Source organism: Acinetobacter sp. HZNU-JH01 (assembly GCF_037996845.1).
In the GTDB taxonomy this organism is placed as follows: Bacteria; Pseudomonadota; Gammaproteobacteria; order Pseudomonadales; family Moraxellaceae; genus Acinetobacter; species Acinetobacter haemolyticus.
Map to the genome: position 1 here is coordinate 646459 of NZ_JBBMZX010000001.1, position 18448 is coordinate 664906.

An 18448-nucleotide genomic window follows, 5' to 3' on the forward strand; every position below is an offset into this window, starting at 1 on the left:
TGTGACTTATCTGTTTATTTCAGATTTACATTTGTCACCTGATCACCCTCGACTTGTTCGAGGGTTTTTAGCTTTACTCAAAGAATATCAAACTAAAAACACCCAGCTCTATATCCTCGGTGATTGGTTTAATGCTTGGATTGGTGATGATTACACCGCCCCATGGTTAGATGAAATTATCAATGCATTACAGAAATTTTCATCTGCTGGCAATCAAGTTTACTTCCAAGTGGGCAATCGTGATTTCGCTTTAGGTCAAAAATTCTTAGATCAATTCGACGGAATTTTGCTACCTGATGTTTATAACCTCGAAATCAACCACATGAAAATTCGTCTCGAACATGGCGATGCCCTGTGTACTGACGATATTGCATACCAACGTTTCCGCAAAGTGATTCGTAATCCTGTGCTATTGGGTTTAATAAAAAGAACGCCACTCAGTTTTAGACAAAAACTGGCCAATGGTTTCCGTAAAAAAAGTAGTGAAACCAAACAACTGAAAAGCTATGACATCATGGATGTGAATGCTCAAGCAGTACAATCTGCGATCGAACAAGTTGTTTATTTAATTCATGGTCATACCCATCGTCCTGAAATTCATCAAATACAAAATAAACAAAGAATTGTATTGGGCGATTGGCGCACGGATTCCGCTTGGATTCTTGAATTGAATGAACAAGAAAATTATAAAATTGATTTTAAGAAATGGTCATATTGACCCTATACAATGTGTGATATCAACCTTGCAGAATTAAAATGTGAGGGCATTTGATTTAAAAACTCTTATAAAAAGTTATAAGCTTGGCTATTTCAAATCACTGACATACGATTTTAATCTATATGAAAATTCACATTTAGCTACTTTCAGAAAAATAGATATCAAGTAGAATAAATTAAATTTTTAATTGAGTAGATACGGCGAATGGATACACTCGTTACAGCAAAAACACGATATGCAACAAAAGCTTATGATGCTGAAAAGAAAATACCAAAACAACAATTTGAAAAACTTTTAGAAGTATTACGCTTTAGTCCTTCTTCTGTAAATATCCAACCATGGCATTTTATTGTCGCTGAAACAGATGCTGCAAAACAAAGAATCGCAGCAGGTTTAACAGGTAACTATATCTATAACGCGGCAAAAGTATTGAACTCTTCTCACACCATCATCTTTTGCACTCGTACTGATATTTCAACTGAATATTTGGAACAACTCCTTCAACAAGATGAGTTAAGTGGTCGCTTTAAAGATGAAACAGCAAAACAAGGTCAGCGTGACACACGCCAAGGCTATGTTGAGTTTTATCGCAATGAATTGAAAAACCTTCCAGCTTGGATGGAAAATCAAACCTATCTCGCGTTAGGACAGCTACTTTTTGCAGCTGGGCTTGAGGGGATTGATGCGACCCCAATGGAAGGCTTTGACCGTAATACGATTAATCAAGAATTTGGGTTGGCCGAAAAAGGCCTCAAAGCATCAGTGATTGTATCGCTAGGTTATCGCAGTGAAACGGACTTTAATGCAAAACTTCCTAAATCACGCTTGGCAGATGAGGTTATCTTTACGCGTTTATAAATTTTAGACCAATGGCTGTGATCTAAGCAAAATATTAGAAGATCGCAGCCATTCCATCAACACGAACTGAGCTGTTTTATGGCTAAAACATCTTGATCTAATTGATTGAAAAAATCCTGCAAACCATCTGCTTGTATAAAATCAGCTCCATAAAGTACAGATGTTTGCACATCGTGAAGCCCGCAAAAACCAAATATACCTTCCACGATTTGTGTTTGTATCGCTTGAGTATAACCATGTTTATCGTAGCCAGCTTCATCCCCAGTTCCTGTTGCAATCAGCTTGACTGGGATATTTTTCAGCTCACCTGATAGGCACCCTTGATCATCTATTTTATATGCCCAACCATGTGTAAAAACACGTTCAAACCAACCTTTTAACATCGCAGGTACTGACCACCAATAAATCGGAAAAACAAAATAAACGATATCTGCCCGATCAAAGCGTGCCTGTTCAGACACGATATCAGGACCTACGACTTGCTGACCACGATAGGCCCCAAGATCAGCAATGGTAATCGCTGATTTAAAGTCTTCTTTATGTAAATCAGCAACTTCAACACTCATTCCTTGATGGGTTAAATGTTTGGCAATATGGTTCGCAATTTGATGTGATAAAGATGTAGAGGCAGGATGTGTGATGACAATCAAAGCATTTTTATATTGTTTAGAAATTGGCATGAGATTTTTCCAAGCGTTATTACAACCCACAAGTTACCATCAGTAACTTATGTAAGCAATACACTTGGTCATTTTTGTCTGGTATTTAAATAATCATTTAATATTAGTAAAGTTGATTTCCCCATAACACGCTGGGCTGTTTCTGCATCAATCACGCCATTACTCGCAGCCACACAAATTGTTTCCATCAATCCTGTTATCGCAATGATGATGGCTTCACCTTCTTGACCTTCAAGAAAAACAAAAGGAAGAATACCCTGCTTAAAAATTTCGATAAACTCCTGCTGACATTGCAGCAGATAGTTTTGCAATATATCCGTACCAGAGAGTGCAGCAACCACCAAACCAACTTCAGGACCTGTTGCAATATGAAATTTCAAACACGCGCTACAAAAAAAATGAATGGTCTGATCTAGGCTCTTTGCATGTTGCGCTAATGCATCAGATAAATCCTGTTTCTGCTTGTCACTAAACTCCTTATAAATCGCAATTAATAAACCTTCTTTATCAATAAAATGCCGATAAGCGATTGGTTTGGTTATCCCCGCTTGTTGCGCCAAATATCCGAGTGTAAGCGCTTCCACGCCTTCTGTACGGATAATTAAACGTGCGACTTGTAACAACTGCTGCCTACGCTGCTCTTTGGTCAGCCTTTTTTCAACCATATATCATCTCTCTAAAGAACAATTCATACTGAAGTTACATCATTGCTCTGGCTAAACAAAGAACCGCCACGATACCAGAGACCAATCCAAGCCATGTATATCCTTTTAAACGTTCTTTGAATAAAACCACGCCACTCAATACACCTAGAATAACCACTAGAATATTCATGCCAGCAAAGACAATCGCAGGTGTTTCTTTAAATACCATGTGCGCTTTCACATACAAAGCAATGTTGGCAAAGTTAAGCCCACCTAAAATCAGACCCATAAAGATATTTTTAGGCTGCCAATGTGGTTGGGTTACTGCAAGATAGATAATTGATAAAACAAAAGCAGCTATAAAGGTTAAATTGAGAGTAACTGCAAACTGTAGACCAAGGCTACTGCTGTATTTAAGTAATACATCAATAATCGCATAACCTGCCCAAACACTAAATAAGAACAAAGCAGATTTTAAGTTGATTGATTTATTAGAATGTTCAGTTGCTTGTCCAAAAATGATTGCTAAAATTGCAACAATACCTAGAACCACACCAATTAATTTCAAATGGCTAAATTGTTCGCCAAAAATAAAATAAGCTGCTAACAAAGATAGGATTACAGCTAACCGTTGTGCGATTTCTGTTTTTAGAATTCCCGCATATTGCAATGATTTAGCCAAACACAAAAAGATACTCGGCAATAGAACAGCTAAAATGAAAATTAACCACCAAGGTGTCTGGCTGAGTGATACATGGGTAATATCAGTTTTAAACCAATAGAAACATAAAATGCTTGCACTTAAATAGTTCCATGCAATCATTTGAAAAACATCAAATCCTTTAGTTTTGAAATATTTCAATAAAATCGAAACAATGACACTACAACAGGCTGCGGCAGCAATAAGTTCCATAATATCTATTCTAGCTTTTCAATAAACAAAAAAATGCCAGTCTACGTAGAGACTGGCATCTTAAAGATCATCAATCTATTAACGATTGTTTTCGTCGTCTTGACCATCTTCAAATTTAGTTTCGCTGTCAAAACCACCTTGACTGCCAAAACCGCCTTGACCACCAAAACCGCCTTGTTGACCACCAAAGCCACCTTGACCACCGAAGCCACCTTGACCACCGAAGCCACCTTGACCACCGAAGCCGCCGCCTTGACCACCGAAGCCACCTTGACCACCGAAGCCGCCGCCTTGACCACCGAAGCCACCAGCAGCACCTTGACCACCGAAGCCACCTGTAGCGCCTTGTGCTGGGAATCCACCAGCACCTTGAGCACCAGCTGGACGTGGATTACGTGCAGGAACAACTGTAGAAATAGCATGTTTGTAAACCATTTGGCTTACAGTGTTTTTAAGCAATACAACATATTGGTCAAAAGACTCAATATGACCTTGTAGCTTGATACCGTTCACAAGGAAAATAGAAACTGGAATACGTTCTTTACGGAGAGAATTTAAGAACGGATCTTGTAAAGTTTGACCTTTAGACATTTTTAACTCCAAAAATTTTTAAATCAGCGCAAAAAAACTATCTTTATTTTTCAACTAAAAATTATAAAAAGACAGCCTGCGAATTTTGCTTTATCCCAAGAAGTTTCGCAAGTCTTCTTTCGCCTGCTTTATCGTCACGTAAGTTTTAAAATCGTGTATTTCTTGCAAAGAACGTAACCAAGTGTATTGACGTTTGGCAAGTTGCCGTGTCGCAAATAACGCTTTGTTCTCCATTTCTACTTTATTTTTGAGACTTAAGTCACTTTTTAATAAAAAATCTAAAGCTTGGCGATAACCCACAGAACGCATGGAGGGTAAACTATCATTTAAATCGTATTTTTTTATCAATTCCTCAACTTCATTTAAAAAACCAATGCTCCACATTTTGCTCAATCTTTGCTCAATGCGTTGATGTAATTCTACCCGATCAGGCATCAGTGCGTAGTTATGAAATGTGTAACGATACGGTTGATTTTTAGGCTGTTCAGCTTGTAGTTTTGTTATTGGCTCACCTGTGATTCGATAAACCTCAAGCGCACGAATAATCCGCTGTTTATCTGAAACTTTAAATTTCTCACCAGCAACTGGATCCACTTCAACCAATTCGTCATAAACAGATTGCCAACCTTCTGTTTCTGCTTTTGCCACAATTGCATCACGCACCACTTGATCCGCATTCGGTAAATTATCAGCAAGTCCCTCAAGCAAAGCTTTAAAATACAGCATCGTTCCACCGACTAAAATCGGTGTTTTACCACGGGCATGCATATCGTCAATGAGGGGGCAAACATCTTCAACAAATTGAGCAGCTGAATACACCTCCAATGGTGTAATAATATCAATCAGATGATGAGGATATTGCGCTTGTTCTTCTTGAGTCGGCTTTGCAGTACCAATATCCATATCTTTATAAACTAAAGCTGAGTCAACAGAAATAAGTTCATAATGACCACGCTCATAGAGTTCACATGCCAATGCAGTTTTACCACTTGCGGTAGGCCCCATTAAATTGATGACGGGCAATTGATTTGACATGTAAAACTACTCTCCTCGAGCAAATAATTTATCTAATTGGTGAAGTGGAAATGCGCGCCAAGTCGGACGGCCATGATTACATTGACTTGCAAATTCAGTTTGCTCCATTTGACGTAATAGAGCATTCATTTCAGACAGACTTAATTGACGATGAGCACGTACCGCCCCATGACATGCCATACCTGCCAATAGCTCATCCCGTTTTTGTAATAAGCCACGCGCCTCATCATTTGGATCCAAATCATTAAGCAATTCTGGAATCAAATTTGAAAAATCAGCTTTGTGCAGAATCGCAGGAACACCTCGTACTATCACTTGCTCATCACCATATTGGTCTATTTCAAGCCCCAAACGTTGTAACTGTGGCTGTAACTCTTCTATGCGTGTTGCTTGCATACGAGTAATCGGCACCACTTTAGGAATCAGCAATTGCTGAGACACCCAAAATTCTGGCTTATCCCATGCGGCTTTCATTTGTTGCAATAAGATCCGTTCATGCGCGGCATGCATATCAACAATAATCAAACCTTCAGTGTTTTGCGCCAAGATATAAATGCCATGTAATTGTGCAATTGCAATACCAAGCGGAAACTCATCTACCCGTGACTGTGCTACATCACGATCAACTGTATCATTGCCACTATCAAAAGCTGTTGTCGGAACGTCCGACTCTCTTAAAGGCGCTAAATAAGTTTTAAGTGCGTTATTGAGTTGACCTGAACCATTATATCGAGGCTGCTGTGATTGACCTGAATTGTAATGAACCGCTTGAGGGCGACTTTGATTAAATTCAGTGAACAGCTCAGTTGATATATCTGTTTGTTGATCTGATAACGGCTCGGTTACAACAGCTTTGTGTAAATTAAATTGTTCTTGGTATTTCGGCTGCGGTTGGTATTGTGCCGCTTGATGATCAGTTTCATGAACTTTCATCGCTTGAGCTAAATCTGCACTAGCCGTTTGAAATTGTGATAACGTCGCTTTGGCGTAATGACGTACGAACTCATGTACTTCACGTTGATTCAAAAAGCGAATCTCGTGCTTCGTTGGATGTACATTCACATCAATATTTTCAGGATCAACTTCTAAAAACAACAAATAAGAAGAATGTTGATGTCCATGCAAGATACCCTCATAGGCCATACGCAATGCATGTGAAATGGTTTTATCTTTGACAATACGACCATTGACATAAACATATTGCAAATCTGCTTGAGCACGTGCATCAGATGGATGACCCAACCATCCAGACAAGCGCATATTGATACTTTCAGCATCAATCCAATAGGCATTTTGAATAAACTGTTGGCCTAATAACTGCTGAACACGTTGATAACGTAACTCTCCACTATCAGCAACTGGCAGATTTAACCGAATGTTATCGTTATGCTCAAGTACGAAACGAATCTCAAAATGAGTCAAAGCCAAACGGCGTACAATTTCTTCTATATGACCAAACTCAGTACTCGGCTTTTTTAAGAATTTACGTCGAGCAGGTACATTAAAAAATAAATCCTGTACACGGATGTGAGTGCCTTTTTGTGCGGCCACAGCTTGAATTTGTTGATGATCAAATGCTGTACCATTCACCTCGACTTGATAACCAACACCTTGCTCATCTTGGCTACTGGTTAAAGTCAGACGAGAAACGGCAGCAATAGAAGCGAGAGCTTCCCCACGGAATCCCAAACTGACGATCGCATGCAAATCATCTGCGGTTTGAATTTTACTCGTTGCATGACGCATTACCGCCAAAGGTAAATCTTCAGGATGAATACCATTCCCATTGTCGATAATCTCAATCAATGTGGCGCCACCTTGCGCAACACGAATAATCAGCTCTGTTGCACCGGCATCAATTGAGTTTTCTAATAATTCTTTTACTACAGATGAAGGACGTTCAATTACCTCACCCGCCGCAATTTGGTTCGCTAGTGCGGCATCAAGAGTATGAATACGACGAGTTGCATCATGCGCCATGCAATTGTTCCTGCAGCGTTTGGTATAAAGATTCAGAGTTCACAGTAATCGTCACAAATCGAGTCAGTTCATCATCTGATTTTTGGATATCAATCACAACATCCGGCTTAGGAATTTCATTGCCACCTTTTGATGGCCATTCAAATAAAAATAACGCATCTGGTGTTTCCAAATAGTCACGAATCCCCATTAACTCGAGTTCATAAGGATCATCTAAGCGATATAAATCAAAGTGAAAAACTTCTTTGCCTTGTATGGTATAAGGCTCTACCAAAGTATACGTTGGACTCTTTACCGAACCTTGGTGTCCAAGACTTTGTAAGAAATAACGGGTGAACGTGGTTTTACCTGCTCCCAAATCACCAATTAAATAAATAATGCCTGAATGCACCAACTGAGAAAGTATCTGTGCAAAACGCTGAGTGTCTTGTTCATGATTTAAAGTAAATTTCACTGAATACGACATGGCAATCAAAACAAAATTGGAATGACGGCTATGATAACATTGCCACGAATTAAAGCCTAATCAACTATATTGAAACTGGCTTATTTTACTCCGCTTAGATTAGGTTAATTTTGTTGTATGAAGTCCATGTTTGAATTTACTCCTCCTTTAATTGACGGCGTCAGTGCGAGTAAAGTCTTTTTACCGCACGGTATTACCATAAACACAATTTTCGAATATCTATGCCAACATTTTGAGCACATTAAAATCGAAGAATGGCAACAACGCTTTGATGATGGATTAATATATTCAGCCGATGGTGAAAAATTAAAATCAGATAGCCCCTATACTGCCAATACACATATTTTTTACTACCGCTTTCTTGCTCACGAAGTACATGTGCCATTTCAACATGAAATCTTATTTGAGAATGAAGATTTACTCGTTGTCGATAAACCACACTTTCTCACCATGAGTCCTACAGGACAATACGTACAAGAAACACTACTCGTGCGCTTAAAAAAACAGACAGGTTATAAAGAGCTGACCCCAATCCACCGACTTGATCGGGAAACAGCAGGTGTAGTTTTATTCTGTAAAAAAGCAAGTGCAAGAGGAATTTATCAGCAGCTTTTTGCTGAAAGAAAAGTGCAAAAAATCTACCATGCAATTGCAGCGTATTGCCCTGAATTACATTTCCCACAAACGGTAAAGCTACATTTAGAAAAAGGCTTGCCTTTTTACACCATGCAAGTCAATTTAGAAAAACCAAGTAACACTGAAACTTTTATTGAGCTGTTAGAGCACAATAAATCCCGCGCAAAATACTTACTTAAGCCCCAAACAGGTAAGCAACATCAATTACGAGTCCACCTGAACTATTTAGGTATTCCCATTCTAAATGATGAGTTTTATCCTGATATCGCGCACAAATCGAGTGATGATTTCTCTAGCCCTTTACAGCTACTTGCAAAGGAAATCTTTTTCAATGATCCAGTCTCAAAACAAGAAATGCACTTCAACTCCAAGCTTGAATTGACATTGTAGATACATCGTAATGACAAAAATTCTATATTTTCACTTCAAAAATATTGAAATTACATTGTGATCGTTTAAAATACATGACGATAACTAAAAATATTTGGTCTTATTCTTCATGCGAAAAACAGAAGTTTATCAGGTTCGACTTGATTCTCAGGAAAAGAAGCAAGCTTTTGCTGTCTTTAAACAACTTGGCATATCCCCTGCCCAAGCAGTGCGTCTTTTTTTCAAACAGGTTGTTCTTACAAAATCGATTCCCTTTGCAATCGAAAACCAAAATATAAACATGGAACAACTACTTAAATTGCGTAAATCGAAGGCTGCAGCCTCAAATGAGAATCAACCAAGCATAGATGTTGAAGATGATCATGAGGATTTATTTGAAGAGTTGAATGCGCTTTTAGGGGAAAGTGACAAAACTTAACAATGTTGCATTTATACACAAGTTTTTATTTTTTAAGCTGATTCTTTTTCGCTATTCTGTCATTCCGAATAAAACTATAAACTCAAGGATGGATAGGAATGATCGTAAAGAGAGCGGCGAAAGAAGATCTTCATCAACTTGCAGTTTTATTTGATGAATATCGCCAATTCTACGGTGCCTCATCAAATGTTGCGCAATCTTATCAATTTTTAAATCATCGCTTTGAAAACAAAGACAGCGTTATTTTCATTCATGTAAAAGATGAAATTTTTACAGGATTTGTTCTTCTTTACCAAGCTTTCTCATCAGTATCTTGCGAAACCTACTATATATTAGATGATGTTTATGTCACGCCAAGCTTTAGGAAACAAGGCTCTGCCAAGCAACTGATTGACACTGCAATTTTATTTGCACGGCATGAAAATGCCCAACGTATTAGTTTGGAAACCCAACGTAATAACTACCAGTCGCATCAGCTTTATGAAAAAATGGGTTTTATTCATGATGATGAGTTTAAGACTTTCCATTGTTTTCTGAAATAAAAATGCTCTAAACGTTACCGTTAATACGAAATTTATTCTGTCTCAAGGGGAATATTTTGACTTAGTTGCTTTTGTTCAAGCGTTAAATAATCCCAATGCCCTTCCTCTAAATTTGGTAACTCAAGCAAGCCAATCTGTTGCCGATGTAAACGTTCAACTTTATTTCCTACTGCTGCAATCATCCTCTTGACTTGATGATAAACACCTTGATGAATCGTCATTGCAAGTTGGCGCTCTGAAATCAGCTTAATATCTGTCGCTGCGTAAATACCCTTTTCATTGCGTAATTCTACCCCCAGCTCTAATTGTTGCTTTTGTTCAGTTGTCACTGGGTCAGCCGTGGAAACACAATAGACCTTCGGAACGTGTTTCTTTGGATGAGTCAATGCCTGTAAATATTGACCATCATCAGTCAAAAGTAGAAGTCCTGTCGTATCCTGATCTAATCGCCCTACACACTGCACACCACGATGAATGAAAATCTCAGGGAGTAAACTAAATACGCTTCTATGATGGGTTGCTTGATGCGAACATTCATAACCTTGGGGTTTATGAAGAACGATATAAATATGTTCTCGATATTGATATTGTTCACCAAAAACTTGGAAACTCAAATCCTCTGTACTAAAGTTCTGTTTAGGATGATCACAAGTCTGATTATCTATGCTAACAGCCCCATTTTTTATCAGCTGCTGACAATACTTACGCGAACCAAAGCCTTGTGATTGCAGAATTTTTTCCAGCAACATAATAGAATCCAAATCAAACTTGTAGTTATTGTACTTGATTCTTTTTCCTTCCGTTGCTTAGTTTCTGTTCATCAACATTTATTCATAATTGATCCATTTGTAAAACAACGCATACAAAACCCTCAACAAACGCCATCAATCTAATGAAACTGCTCCATACTTTCTGACAAGAGTCTTGTTAAATTTATCTCAAGTTAAAAGAATATTGTCCATGCCATGAGGACAAGGAGCTTCAGAATGAAATCAAATATTTGGTTATGTAGTATTTTTTTTGCAGCAACATCTATGGTGACTGTTGCGCATGCAGATAATACAACGCGTGTCGCGGCCACATCTGCTCTAGGAAGCGTTGTTGGTACAGCAGTCGGCAAAGAGCTCGGTGGTCATACAGGTGCAATGATTGGTTCAGCGATTGGTGGTGCTGGTGGCGCTGCGGCTTCTAGCAATAAACGTAATCGTACTGAAGCGGCTATTGGTGGTGGCCTAGGTGGTGTTGGTGGATATACTGTCGGGAATAATATGGGTGGCACCAACGGTGGATATATTGGTGCAGCGCTGGGCGCAGCAGGTGGTGCTGCGTTAGGTAATAAAGTTGCTCAAGATCGAGATGCCGATCGTCGCTATGACCGCCGCTACGATAATCGCCGTTCATATGATAATCGTCGCCATTATAAATCGAACAAAAAATATCGTCACGATAATGGACTACATCGTGGTTGGTATAAAAATCGATAAATCTATTTTTGATACCTCCTTAGCACCTTCGGGTGCTTTTTTTGATTTTAACAATAGATACAAATAAATCGATAAAATCCGATATACAAACCCCATCTATATATCGTATTATTTCGATATATAAGATTGAGTATCTAAAATGAAATCATTAAAAGAGATCAAATTCTCTATTTTAGAATTAGCCCCCGTACGAGATAATCAAAGTATTGAATTTTCCTTACGCCATGCATTGGAATTGGCACAGCATGCTGAAAAGCTGGGCTATGAACGCTTTTGGCTTGCTGAACACCACAATATGGATGGTATCGCCAGTTCAGCAACTGCTGTCTTATTAGGTTTTATTGCTGCGCACACTCAAAAAATTAGATTGGGATCCGGCGGTATCATGCTCCCAAACCATGCCCCATTGGTCGTCGCAGAGCAATTTGGTACTTTAGCCACCCTCTACCCGAATCGCTTTGAACTAGGATTAGGTCGTGCACCTGGTACCGACCCTGTTACGATGCGTGCATTGCGCCGCGGCCGTCAAGAAACTGAAGATCAGTTCCCCCAAGACGTCCTTGAAATTCTACAATATTTTAAAGAACCTGCACCCAATCAGAAAATTGTTGCGACCCCAGGACAAAATACACAAGTACCTGTGTGGTTATTGGGTTCAAGCTTATTTAGTGCACAACTTGCTGCAAAACTCGGTCTTCCCTATTCTTTTGCCTCACATTTCGCACCTAGAATGCTCGCTCAAGCAATCGACATCTATCGTGAGAATTTCCAAGCTTCAGAATATTTGGATCGACCTTATGTGTCTATGGGAATACCAACTGTTGTGGCGACAACAGATGATGAGGCAAAATTTTTAGCCACCAGCTCATATCAAAGAATATTAAATCTAATTCGAGGTCACAGCCTTAAACTTAAAGCTCCAGTTGAATCTACGGATGGCCTTGCGAGTAGTGCTGAGCAATTAGCAATTCAGAACTTTTATGCAATGGCCCAAATTGGTTCCCAAGAGACTGTCAAAGCTGGGCTAAATAAGATTGCCGAGCAATATGATGTAGATGAATTTATTTTTACTTGTGACATTTATGACACACAAAAACGCTTGGATAACTTTAGTTTATTGATGGATCTAAAAAATCAGTAATACTCAAGATAAAACCATTAAGGCTTATTTTATATAAGTCTTAATGGTCTATAAGTTCAAGAGCACCAAAGATCTATGAATATTTCAATCATGGCTTGCATATAGACAGAAATGGCTTAAGGAAATGTAGTTAATCGCAATCCTTAATAAAGACGCACCCCACGTTTCATCATGTGGGTTGCCTGTTGAGCATTCACAGCACGACTAAATAAATAACCTTGTCCTATTGAACATCCAAACTGCTTTAGTAGTTCTAATTGGTCTGAGTTCTCAATACCTTCTGCAACGATATCCAACGCTAACTTTGGTCCCAACGCAATAATGGCTTGAACAATAGCTAAAATCGCCTCATCCCCATTCATTTGACGAATAAATTCACAATCAATTTTTAAACAATCAACTGGATAGTCTCTCAATCGCGTTAGTGAAGAATGCCCTGTTCCAAAGTCATCCAGTGCAATCTTAACACCTTGTTGTTTGAGCAAGTTTAAAGCCCTGATTACATAGTCTGAACCACGGTCATCCAGAATATGTTCTGTGATTTCTATTTCAACCAAATGATGCGGGATCTTGTAGAGGTTCAAACGTTGCAATAGACGTTCAGCATAATTATCTTTGAGAAATTCAACAGGTGCGGCATTAATCGAAATTGGAACTACCGCCAATCCTTGCTCAAGCCACATAGCAATATTTTTAAAAACTTTATTTTGGATTGCATCGCTAATTCTTGTCGCTAATACATAATCTTGAAAAGCTTGTTCAATATGACAAGGCGAATGGATGTGCTTGTCATCTGTTTGCCAACGCAATAGGGCTTCAAATCCGACAACTTTTCCGTCTGATAAACGTACCTTAGGTTGATAGAATGGAACCATCAAATCATCACGAATGATATGACGCGCTTGATTGAGTTGTACTGCAATGTTTTGCGCCGCAATCTCCATTTGTTGATTAAACATACGGAAACCGCCTCTTCCTGTCGCTTTTAAATCATTCAAGGCAGTATCCGCACATTTCATTAAATTTGAGGAGTCTTTCGCGTCTCTTGGATATATCGCGCAACCAATGCTCATACTGCCATTAATTAAATTTCCAGCATAAGTGATCGGTGCATCGAGTTGCCGACTAACATCTATTGCTATTTTTTCAAGCTCTTGTTCATGCTCTATTCCATTCACTAGAATTGCAAACTCATCACCACCTAAACGCGCTACAAAGGTATTTTCTGGCAAAGTGTTTTCTATTCGCTTTGATAAAATACGCAGTAAATGATCTCCAGCCGCATGTCCAAGTGTATCGTTGACATGCTTAAAATAATCTAAGTCTAATAAGATCAAGCCAAGAAATTTTTCACTCTTTTTATGTCTTTGCAATGCGCGTTTAAGTTGTAGCTTAAAGAAACGACGATTATAAAGTCCTGTTAACTCATCAAGCTCACTGGAGATACGCAATTGAATTTCAGTTTGTCTTTGCGCTGTCACATCACGTGACATACACAAGATCTGCACGATTTGACCTTTATCATTTAATATCGGCGTAAGTAAATTATCCCAGTATTGCTTATTTTCCCCTTCACCACTCATGCCTCGAAAACGTGCTGTTTTACCTTTAAGTACCATTTTCAAAGCATAATTAGCTTTAGAGCGGATTTCGGGTGCTAATAGCTCAGTCCATTTCATACCAAAGCGATGATTGTTCTCAGGAATATTAAGCGCGATACATCCCGTTCTATTGACATGTAATAGATAACCATCTAAATCTAATAACTTGATACAGTCCACACTATTATCAAGCATATTGGTCTGTGCATTTATACACTGCACCAAATTATGTTGGTATTGTTTTGTTTCATGAATATCGACACTATTGATGAACCAATGCGCTTGCCCACCCTGATCAGCCTCTACAAATTTTGCTGATAATAAAAACCAGCGATAAGCACCAGACTGATGTCGCAAGCGACACTCAACCTGAAAAGGCGCTTTAGTAGCAAATGCCTGTCGCCATTCTTTTTGAAAGACAGCAATATCTTCAAGATGAAGCAAGTCCATCCAATTATTTTGGAATTTTTGGAATTCATTTATCCCGATATACTCTTGACTGACCTTATTAAAAAAATAAGCATCACCTTGGTCTGAGAGCAACCAAACTAGGCTCGGTATATGATTAAAAACGTTTTGCTGGACTTCGTTCATTTGATGGTTTGATTGAAAAGTTAAAGCCGAATTCACATGCTTCTTAAGTAACTTTACTGGTTTTGCATCTAAACAGGATTCTTTACTTAAAGATGCTCAGTTGCAACAAAAACCATATACCACCAATAGCAAAAGTGAGCTTTATATCACAATATTTTAACACAAATGTGCATAAACCTACATAGCAAAGCGTATTTTATGTTAACTGGGTTTTGTTATTCAACATCAATTATTTAATTTTAATTCGCTATCTATTTCAAATTTAACTGCATAAATCACAACAAAAAAAAATATAAAAGGCTACTTCCTTTAAATCAGTCAGTAGCCATAATCAACTAACCAATACGACGTTTCAAACCAGTCATCTGTAAAACTCGTGTAGAGATCTCTTCGATTGACATCTCAGTAACATTTAAGTATTTGATCCCTTCAGAAATATAAATCCCTTCTATCGCACGTAACTCCATTTGACACTGGCTAAAACTTGCATAGCGACTATTCGCTTTCCGTTCATTGCGGATGGCCACTAAACGCTCCGCATCAATCATCAGTCCAAACAACTTATTCTTGTGTTCTCTTAGAATTTTCGGCAAGCGGTTGTCATCCAAATCCTCTTCAGTGAGTGGATAGTTTGCTACTCGTATCCCAAATTGTAATGATAGATAAATTGAAGTTGGCGTTTTTCCTGAACGAGAAACACCAATTAAAATAATATCTGCTTTGTCATAATGGCGTGTACGCGCCCCATCATCATTGTCTAATGCGAAATGTACTGCATCAATGCGTGCTTTATAATACTCTGAATCTGTTACCGCATGCGTTTGTCCAACCAATGTTGTTGGTGGTGTACCTAACTCCTGTTCAAGCTTGCTAATTAGCCCTTCAAAAACATCCAAATTTACGGCTTTGGCAGTATTAATAATTTCACGAACATGAGGATCAACCAAAGTATCAAAAACCAGAGGTAATGAACCATCACGACTTTGACAAGCGTTGATCTCCACAGCAACATTCATTGCAGCTTCTTCAGTCGTGATATACGGCATAATATGAATATCAAAATCGACATTTGGAAATTGTGCAAGTAGTGAGTGTCCAAGGGTTTCTGCAGTAATCGCGGTACCATCTGAAATAAAAAATACGCTCCGTTTAATTTGTTTACTTTCGGGCATCAAAATTCTCCTTAAACATTTGTCTTAGTGCTCTATAATCTTTATAGTAAACTCATCTAACATGACTGTCGCTTAGTAAAACGCTAAATCTAAGCACATTCGTATAATTTCATACCAATGATGGTCATTCATACTGCAAAAAAAGTGGAGTAAATACTTTGGAAGCGCGCGTAATCGGTCTGGAAAAATTAGGAAAACACGATGTCGAACTCGTAGGTGGGAAAAACTCATCTTTGGGTGAAATGATCAGCCATTTATCCAATGCTGGTGTATCGGTACCTGGTGGTTTTGCTACAACTGCAGCTGCCTATCGTGAGTTCTTGGATCAAAGCGGCTTAAATGCTCGAATTCAGGCTGAACTTGCACAACTTAATGTTGATGATGTTATCGCGCTTGCTGAAACAGGTGCAAAAATCCGCAAATGGATTGTTGATACACCACTTACAGAAACATTAGAACAAGAAATTCGTGAAGCATTTACAGCACTTTCAAACGGTAATCCAGACATCGCTGTTGCTGTACGTTCTTCTGCAACCGCAGAAGATTTACCTGACGCGTCTTTTGCAGGACAACAAGAAACTTTCTTAAACATTCGCGGTATTGATAATATTCTGATCGCAATTAAAGAGGTTTTTGCTTCTTTATACAATGACCGTGCAATCGCTTATCGTGTACACCAAGGTTTTGAACATAGTGTTGTAGCCCTTTCTGCTGGCGTCCAACGTATGGTTCGTTCTGAAACTGGCGCTGCGGGTGTTATGTTCACACTTGATACAGAATCAGGTTTCCGTGATGTGGTATTCATTACCGCATCTTACGGTTTGGGTGAAATGGTTGTACAAGGTGCAGTAAACCCTGACGAATTCTATTTATCAAAACCGCTTTTAAATGCTGGTAAACACTCTGTTCTGCGCCGTAATCTTGGTTCAAAACACCAGAAAATGATTTACGGTGAAGAAGGTTCTGCTGGTAAATCAGTTGTTGTTGTCGATGTTGAAAAACCTGAGCGCCAACAATTTGCATTAAATGATCATGAATTACACGAGCTTGCAAAACAAGCCTTAATCATCGAACAACATTACGGTGCTCCAATGGACATCGAATGGGCAAAAGATGGTGATGATGGTCAAATCTATATCGTTCAAGCACGTCCTGAGACTGTAAAAAGCCGTCAGAATGTGGGCACAATGGAACGCTACCTATTAAAACAACGTGGTACAGTAGTTTGTGAAGGTCGTTCAATTGGACAACGTATTGGTTCGGGTAAAGTACGTGTTGTAACCTCAATCAAAGAAATGGATAAGGTACAAGACGGTGACGTACTTGTGTCGGACATGACTGACCCAGATTGGGAACCAGTAATGAAACGTGCAGCAGCAATTGTGACTAACCGTGGTGGTCGTACATGCCACGCAGCAATTATTGCACGTGAGCTTGGTGTGCCTGCGATTGTCGGTTGTGGCAACGCTACAGAAGTACTCACTGACGGACAAGAGGTGACTGTATCTTGTGCTGAAGGAGATACAGGTTTTATTTATGAAGGTTCGTTAGACTTTGAAGTGCAACGCAATTCAATTCACTCTATGCCATCATTACCGTTCAAAATTATGATGAACGTGGGTAACCCTGACCGTGCATTTGACTTTGCTCAAATTCCAAATGAAGGGATCGGACTTGCACGTCTTGAGTTCATTATTAACCGTATGATTGGTGTACACCCGAAAGCATTGTTAAACATCGAGAGCCTTCCTCGTGAAACACGTGCAGCGGTTATGACACGCACTGCTGGCTATTCATCTCCTATCGAGTTTTATGTAGAAAAGTTAGTTGAAGGTATTTCAACTCTCGCTGCGGCATTTGCAGAAAAGCCTGTGATTGTTCGTATGTCTGACTTCAAATCGAATGAATATGCCAATTTAATCGGTGGTAAATTATACGAACCAGAAGAAGAAAACCCAATGTTGGGTTTCCGTGGTGCAAGCCGTTACGTATCTGACAATTTCCGTGACTGTTTTGAACTTGAATGCCGTGCGTTGAAAAAAGTTCGTGATGAAATGGGCTTAACCAACGTTCAAATTATGATTCCTTTTGTTCGTACCGTTTCTGAAGCAAAACGTGTTATCGAACTCCTTGCTCAAAACGGTTTAAAACGTGGTGAGAACGGCTTAAAAGTGATCATGATGTGTGAGTTGCCAACCAATGCGTTATTGGCAGAACAATTCCTTGAACACTTCGATGGCTTCTCAATTGGTTCAAACGATTTAACACAGCTTACACTTGGTTTAGACCGCGATTCTGGTATCGTTTCTCACTTATTTGACGAACGTGATCCTGCTGTGAAAGCTTTGTTATCGATGGCAATTCATGCTTGTCGTAAAGCAGGAAAATATGTAGGTATCTGTGGTCAAGGCCCTTCTGATCACCCTGATCTTGCAAAATGGCTCATGGAACAAGGTATTGAGTCTGTGTCACTTAACCCTGACTCAGTTCTAGATACTTGGTTCTTCTTGGCTGAAGAAAAAATCAAGCAAGCTTAACTATTATTTTAAAAGACCCCCTAGGTGGGGTCTTTTTTCATCATTTGT

Annotated in this window: 18 protein-coding genes; 8 read left to right on the top strand and 10 right to left on the bottom strand. The window is 39.0% G+C overall.

Translation table 11 applies throughout. The features are described from left to right. Position 1 precedes the first annotated feature (1 nt). Positions 2 to 718, top strand: a complete 717-nt coding sequence (locus AAC851_RS03145) for a UDP-2,3-diacylglucosamine diphosphatase (RefSeq protein WP_340600491.1) — start codon at positions 2 to 4, stop codon at positions 716 to 718. Between the two features lie 204 nt (positions 719 to 922). After that, positions 923 to 1576: an oxygen-insensitive NAD(P)H nitroreductase gene (gene nfsB / locus AAC851_RS03150; RefSeq protein ID WP_150026191.1), complete on the top strand. Its 654-nt coding sequence runs from the start codon at positions 923 to 925 to the stop codon at positions 1574 to 1576. Between the two features lie 56 nt (positions 1577 to 1632). Here nfsB and AAC851_RS03155 read toward each other — a convergent pair whose 3' ends face one another. The 7 genes from AAC851_RS03155 to tsaE form a co-directional block, all read right to left on the bottom strand. Further along, positions 1633 to 2256, bottom strand: coding sequence for an NAD(P)H-dependent oxidoreductase (locus tag AAC851_RS03155; RefSeq protein WP_340600493.1), 624 nt, complete (start codon positions 2254 to 2256; stop codon positions 1633 to 1635). Positions 2257 to 2324: 68 nt separating this feature from the next. Then, positions 2325 to 2921: a TetR/AcrR family transcriptional regulator gene (locus AAC851_RS03160; RefSeq protein WP_161984548.1), complete on the bottom strand. Its 597-nt coding sequence runs from the start codon at positions 2919 to 2921 to the stop codon at positions 2325 to 2327. A 34-nt stretch (positions 2922 to 2955) separates the two neighbouring features. Further along, a complete protein-coding gene (locus tag AAC851_RS03165) occupies positions 2956 to 3813 on the bottom strand; it encodes a DMT family transporter (RefSeq protein ID WP_005082115.1) in 858 nt (285 codons plus the stop codon). A 78-nt stretch (positions 3814 to 3891) separates the two neighbouring features. Next, the gene (gene hfq / locus AAC851_RS03170) at positions 3892 to 4404 is read right to left on the bottom strand and encodes an RNA chaperone Hfq (protein ID WP_005090961.1); all 513 of its coding nucleotides are present in this window, start codon (positions 4402 to 4404) and stop codon (positions 3892 to 3894) included. Between the two features lie 90 nt (positions 4405 to 4494). Continuing rightward, positions 4495 to 5439 carry a tRNA (adenosine(37)-N6)-dimethylallyltransferase MiaA gene (gene miaA / locus AAC851_RS03175; protein WP_004638560.1) on the bottom strand — a complete coding sequence of 315 codons (945 nt, stop codon included), beginning with the start codon at positions 5437 to 5439 and terminating at the stop codon, positions 4495 to 4497. A gap of 6 nt (positions 5440 to 5445) precedes the next feature. Further along, positions 5446 to 7419 carry a DNA mismatch repair endonuclease MutL gene (gene mutL, locus AAC851_RS03180; protein ID WP_340600494.1) on the bottom strand — a complete coding sequence of 658 codons (1974 nt, stop codon included), beginning with the start codon at positions 7417 to 7419 and terminating at the stop codon, positions 5446 to 5448. Continuing rightward, a complete protein-coding gene (gene tsaE / locus AAC851_RS03185; protein WP_075315771.1) occupies positions 7409 to 7885 on the bottom strand; it encodes a tRNA (adenosine(37)-N6)-threonylcarbamoyltransferase complex ATPase subunit type 1 TsaE in 477 nt (158 codons plus the stop codon). Before tsaE ends, mutL begins: the two co-directional genes overlap by 11 nt. A 126-nt stretch (positions 7886 to 8011) precedes the next feature. On the opposite strand from tsaE, the gene AAC851_RS03190 reads away from it, so the two are divergent. The 3 genes from AAC851_RS03190 to AAC851_RS03200 all read left to right on the top strand — a co-directional run bounded on the left by AAC851_RS03190 (position 8012) and on the right by AAC851_RS03200 (position 9871). After that, complete coding sequence (locus tag AAC851_RS03190) at positions 8012 to 8911, top strand: pseudouridine synthase (protein ID WP_134253100.1); 900 nt, start codon at positions 8012 to 8014, stop codon at positions 8909 to 8911. A gap of 109 nt (positions 8912 to 9020) precedes the next feature. Next, complete coding sequence (locus AAC851_RS03195) at positions 9021 to 9329, top strand: type II toxin-antitoxin system RelB/DinJ family antitoxin (protein ID WP_004638556.1); 309 nt, start codon at positions 9021 to 9023, stop codon at positions 9327 to 9329. A 98-nt stretch (positions 9330 to 9427) separates the two neighbouring features. Further along, the gene (locus AAC851_RS03200; protein ID WP_005082104.1) at positions 9428 to 9871 is read left to right on the top strand and encodes a GNAT family N-acetyltransferase; all 444 of its coding nucleotides are present in this window, start codon (positions 9428 to 9430) and stop codon (positions 9869 to 9871) included. 32 nt (positions 9872 to 9903) lie between these two features. Here AAC851_RS03200 and AAC851_RS03205 read toward each other — a convergent pair whose 3' ends face one another. Next, positions 9904 to 10620, bottom strand: a complete 717-nt coding sequence (locus tag AAC851_RS03205; RefSeq protein WP_340600495.1) for a pseudouridine synthase — start codon at positions 10618 to 10620, stop codon at positions 9904 to 9906. Positions 10621 to 10857: 237 nt separating this feature from the next. On the opposite strand from AAC851_RS03205, the gene AAC851_RS03210 reads away from it, so the two are divergent. Both AAC851_RS03210 and AAC851_RS03215 read left to right on the top strand, forming a co-directional pair. Then, complete coding sequence (locus tag AAC851_RS03210) at positions 10858 to 11355, top strand: glycine zipper 2TM domain-containing protein (protein WP_004638553.1); 498 nt, start codon at positions 10858 to 10860, stop codon at positions 11353 to 11355. Positions 11356 to 11494: 139 nt separating this feature from the next. After that, the gene (locus AAC851_RS03215) at positions 11495 to 12496 is read left to right on the top strand and encodes an LLM class flavin-dependent oxidoreductase (RefSeq protein WP_075315775.1); all 1002 of its coding nucleotides are present in this window, start codon (positions 11495 to 11497) and stop codon (positions 12494 to 12496) included. A 143-nt stretch (positions 12497 to 12639) separates the two neighbouring features. Here the strand turns inward: AAC851_RS03215 and AAC851_RS03220 are convergent, their stop codons facing one another. Both AAC851_RS03220 and ppsR read right to left on the bottom strand, forming a co-directional pair. Next, positions 12640 to 14727 carry a sensor domain-containing protein gene (locus tag AAC851_RS03220; RefSeq protein ID WP_423250486.1) on the bottom strand — a complete coding sequence of 696 codons (2088 nt, stop codon included), beginning with the start codon at positions 14725 to 14727 and terminating at the stop codon, positions 12640 to 12642. A gap of 299 nt (positions 14728 to 15026) precedes the next feature. After that, a complete protein-coding gene (ppsR, locus tag AAC851_RS03225; RefSeq protein ID WP_004638549.1) occupies positions 15027 to 15863 on the bottom strand; it encodes a posphoenolpyruvate synthetase regulatory kinase/phosphorylase PpsR in 837 nt (278 codons plus the stop codon). A gap of 158 nt (positions 15864 to 16021) precedes the next feature. Between ppsR and ppsA the strand changes: the two genes are divergently transcribed. Then, entirely contained in the window at positions 16022 to 18400 is a 2379-nt protein-coding gene (gene ppsA / locus AAC851_RS03230; protein WP_004638548.1) for a phosphoenolpyruvate synthase, read from the top strand. Positions 18401 to 18448: the final 48 nt, after the last annotated feature.

Excerpts from the sequence above, each read along its gene's own strand:
- AAC851_RS03160 (WP_161984548.1), bottom strand. The coding sequence starts at position 2,921 with ATGGTTGAAAAAAGGCTGACCAAAGAGCAGCGTAGGCAGCAGTTGTTA.
- nfsB (WP_150026191.1), top strand. The coding sequence starts at position 923 with ATGGATACACTCGTTACAGCAAAAACACGATATGCAACAAAAGCTTAT.
- AAC851_RS03195 (WP_004638556.1), top strand. The coding sequence starts at position 9,021 with ATGCGAAAAACAGAAGTTTATCAGGTTCGACTTGATTCTCAGGAAAAG.
- AAC851_RS03210 (WP_004638553.1), top strand. The coding sequence starts at position 10,858 with ATGAAATCAAATATTTGGTTATGTAGTATTTTTTTTGCAGCAACATCT.
- AAC851_RS03215 (WP_075315775.1), top strand. The coding sequence starts at position 11,495 with ATGAAATCATTAAAAGAGATCAAATTCTCTATTTTAGAATTAGCCCCC.
- tsaE (WP_075315771.1), bottom strand. The coding sequence starts at position 7,885 with ATGTCGTATTCAGTGAAATTTACTTTAAATCATGAACAAGACACTCAG.
- AAC851_RS03155 (WP_340600493.1), bottom strand. The coding sequence starts at position 2,256 with ATGCCAATTTCTAAACAATATAAAAATGCTTTGATTGTCATCACACAT.
- AAC851_RS03200 (WP_005082104.1), top strand. The coding sequence starts at position 9,428 with ATGATCGTAAAGAGAGCGGCGAAAGAAGATCTTCATCAACTTGCAGTT.
- AAC851_RS03190 (WP_134253100.1), top strand. The coding sequence starts at position 8,012 with ATGTTTGAATTTACTCCTCCTTTAATTGACGGCGTCAGTGCGAGTAAA.
- AAC851_RS03165 (WP_005082115.1), bottom strand. The coding sequence starts at position 3,813 with ATGGAACTTATTGCTGCCGCAGCCTGTTGTAGTGTCATTGTTTCGATT.
- hfq (WP_005090961.1), bottom strand. The coding sequence starts at position 4,404 with ATGTCTAAAGGTCAAACTTTACAAGATCCGTTCTTAAATTCTCTCCGT.
- miaA (WP_004638560.1), bottom strand. The coding sequence starts at position 5,439 with ATGTCAAATCAATTGCCCGTCATCAATTTAATGGGGCCTACCGCAAGT.
- ppsR (WP_004638549.1), bottom strand. The coding sequence starts at position 15,863 with ATGCCCGAAAGTAAACAAATTAAACGGAGCGTATTTTTTATTTCAGAT.
- AAC851_RS03205 (WP_340600495.1), bottom strand. The coding sequence starts at position 10,620 with ATGTTGCTGGAAAAAATTCTGCAATCACAAGGCTTTGGTTCGCGTAAG.
- mutL (WP_340600494.1), bottom strand. The coding sequence starts at position 7,419 with ATGGCGCATGATGCAACTCGTCGTATTCATACTCTTGATGCCGCACTA.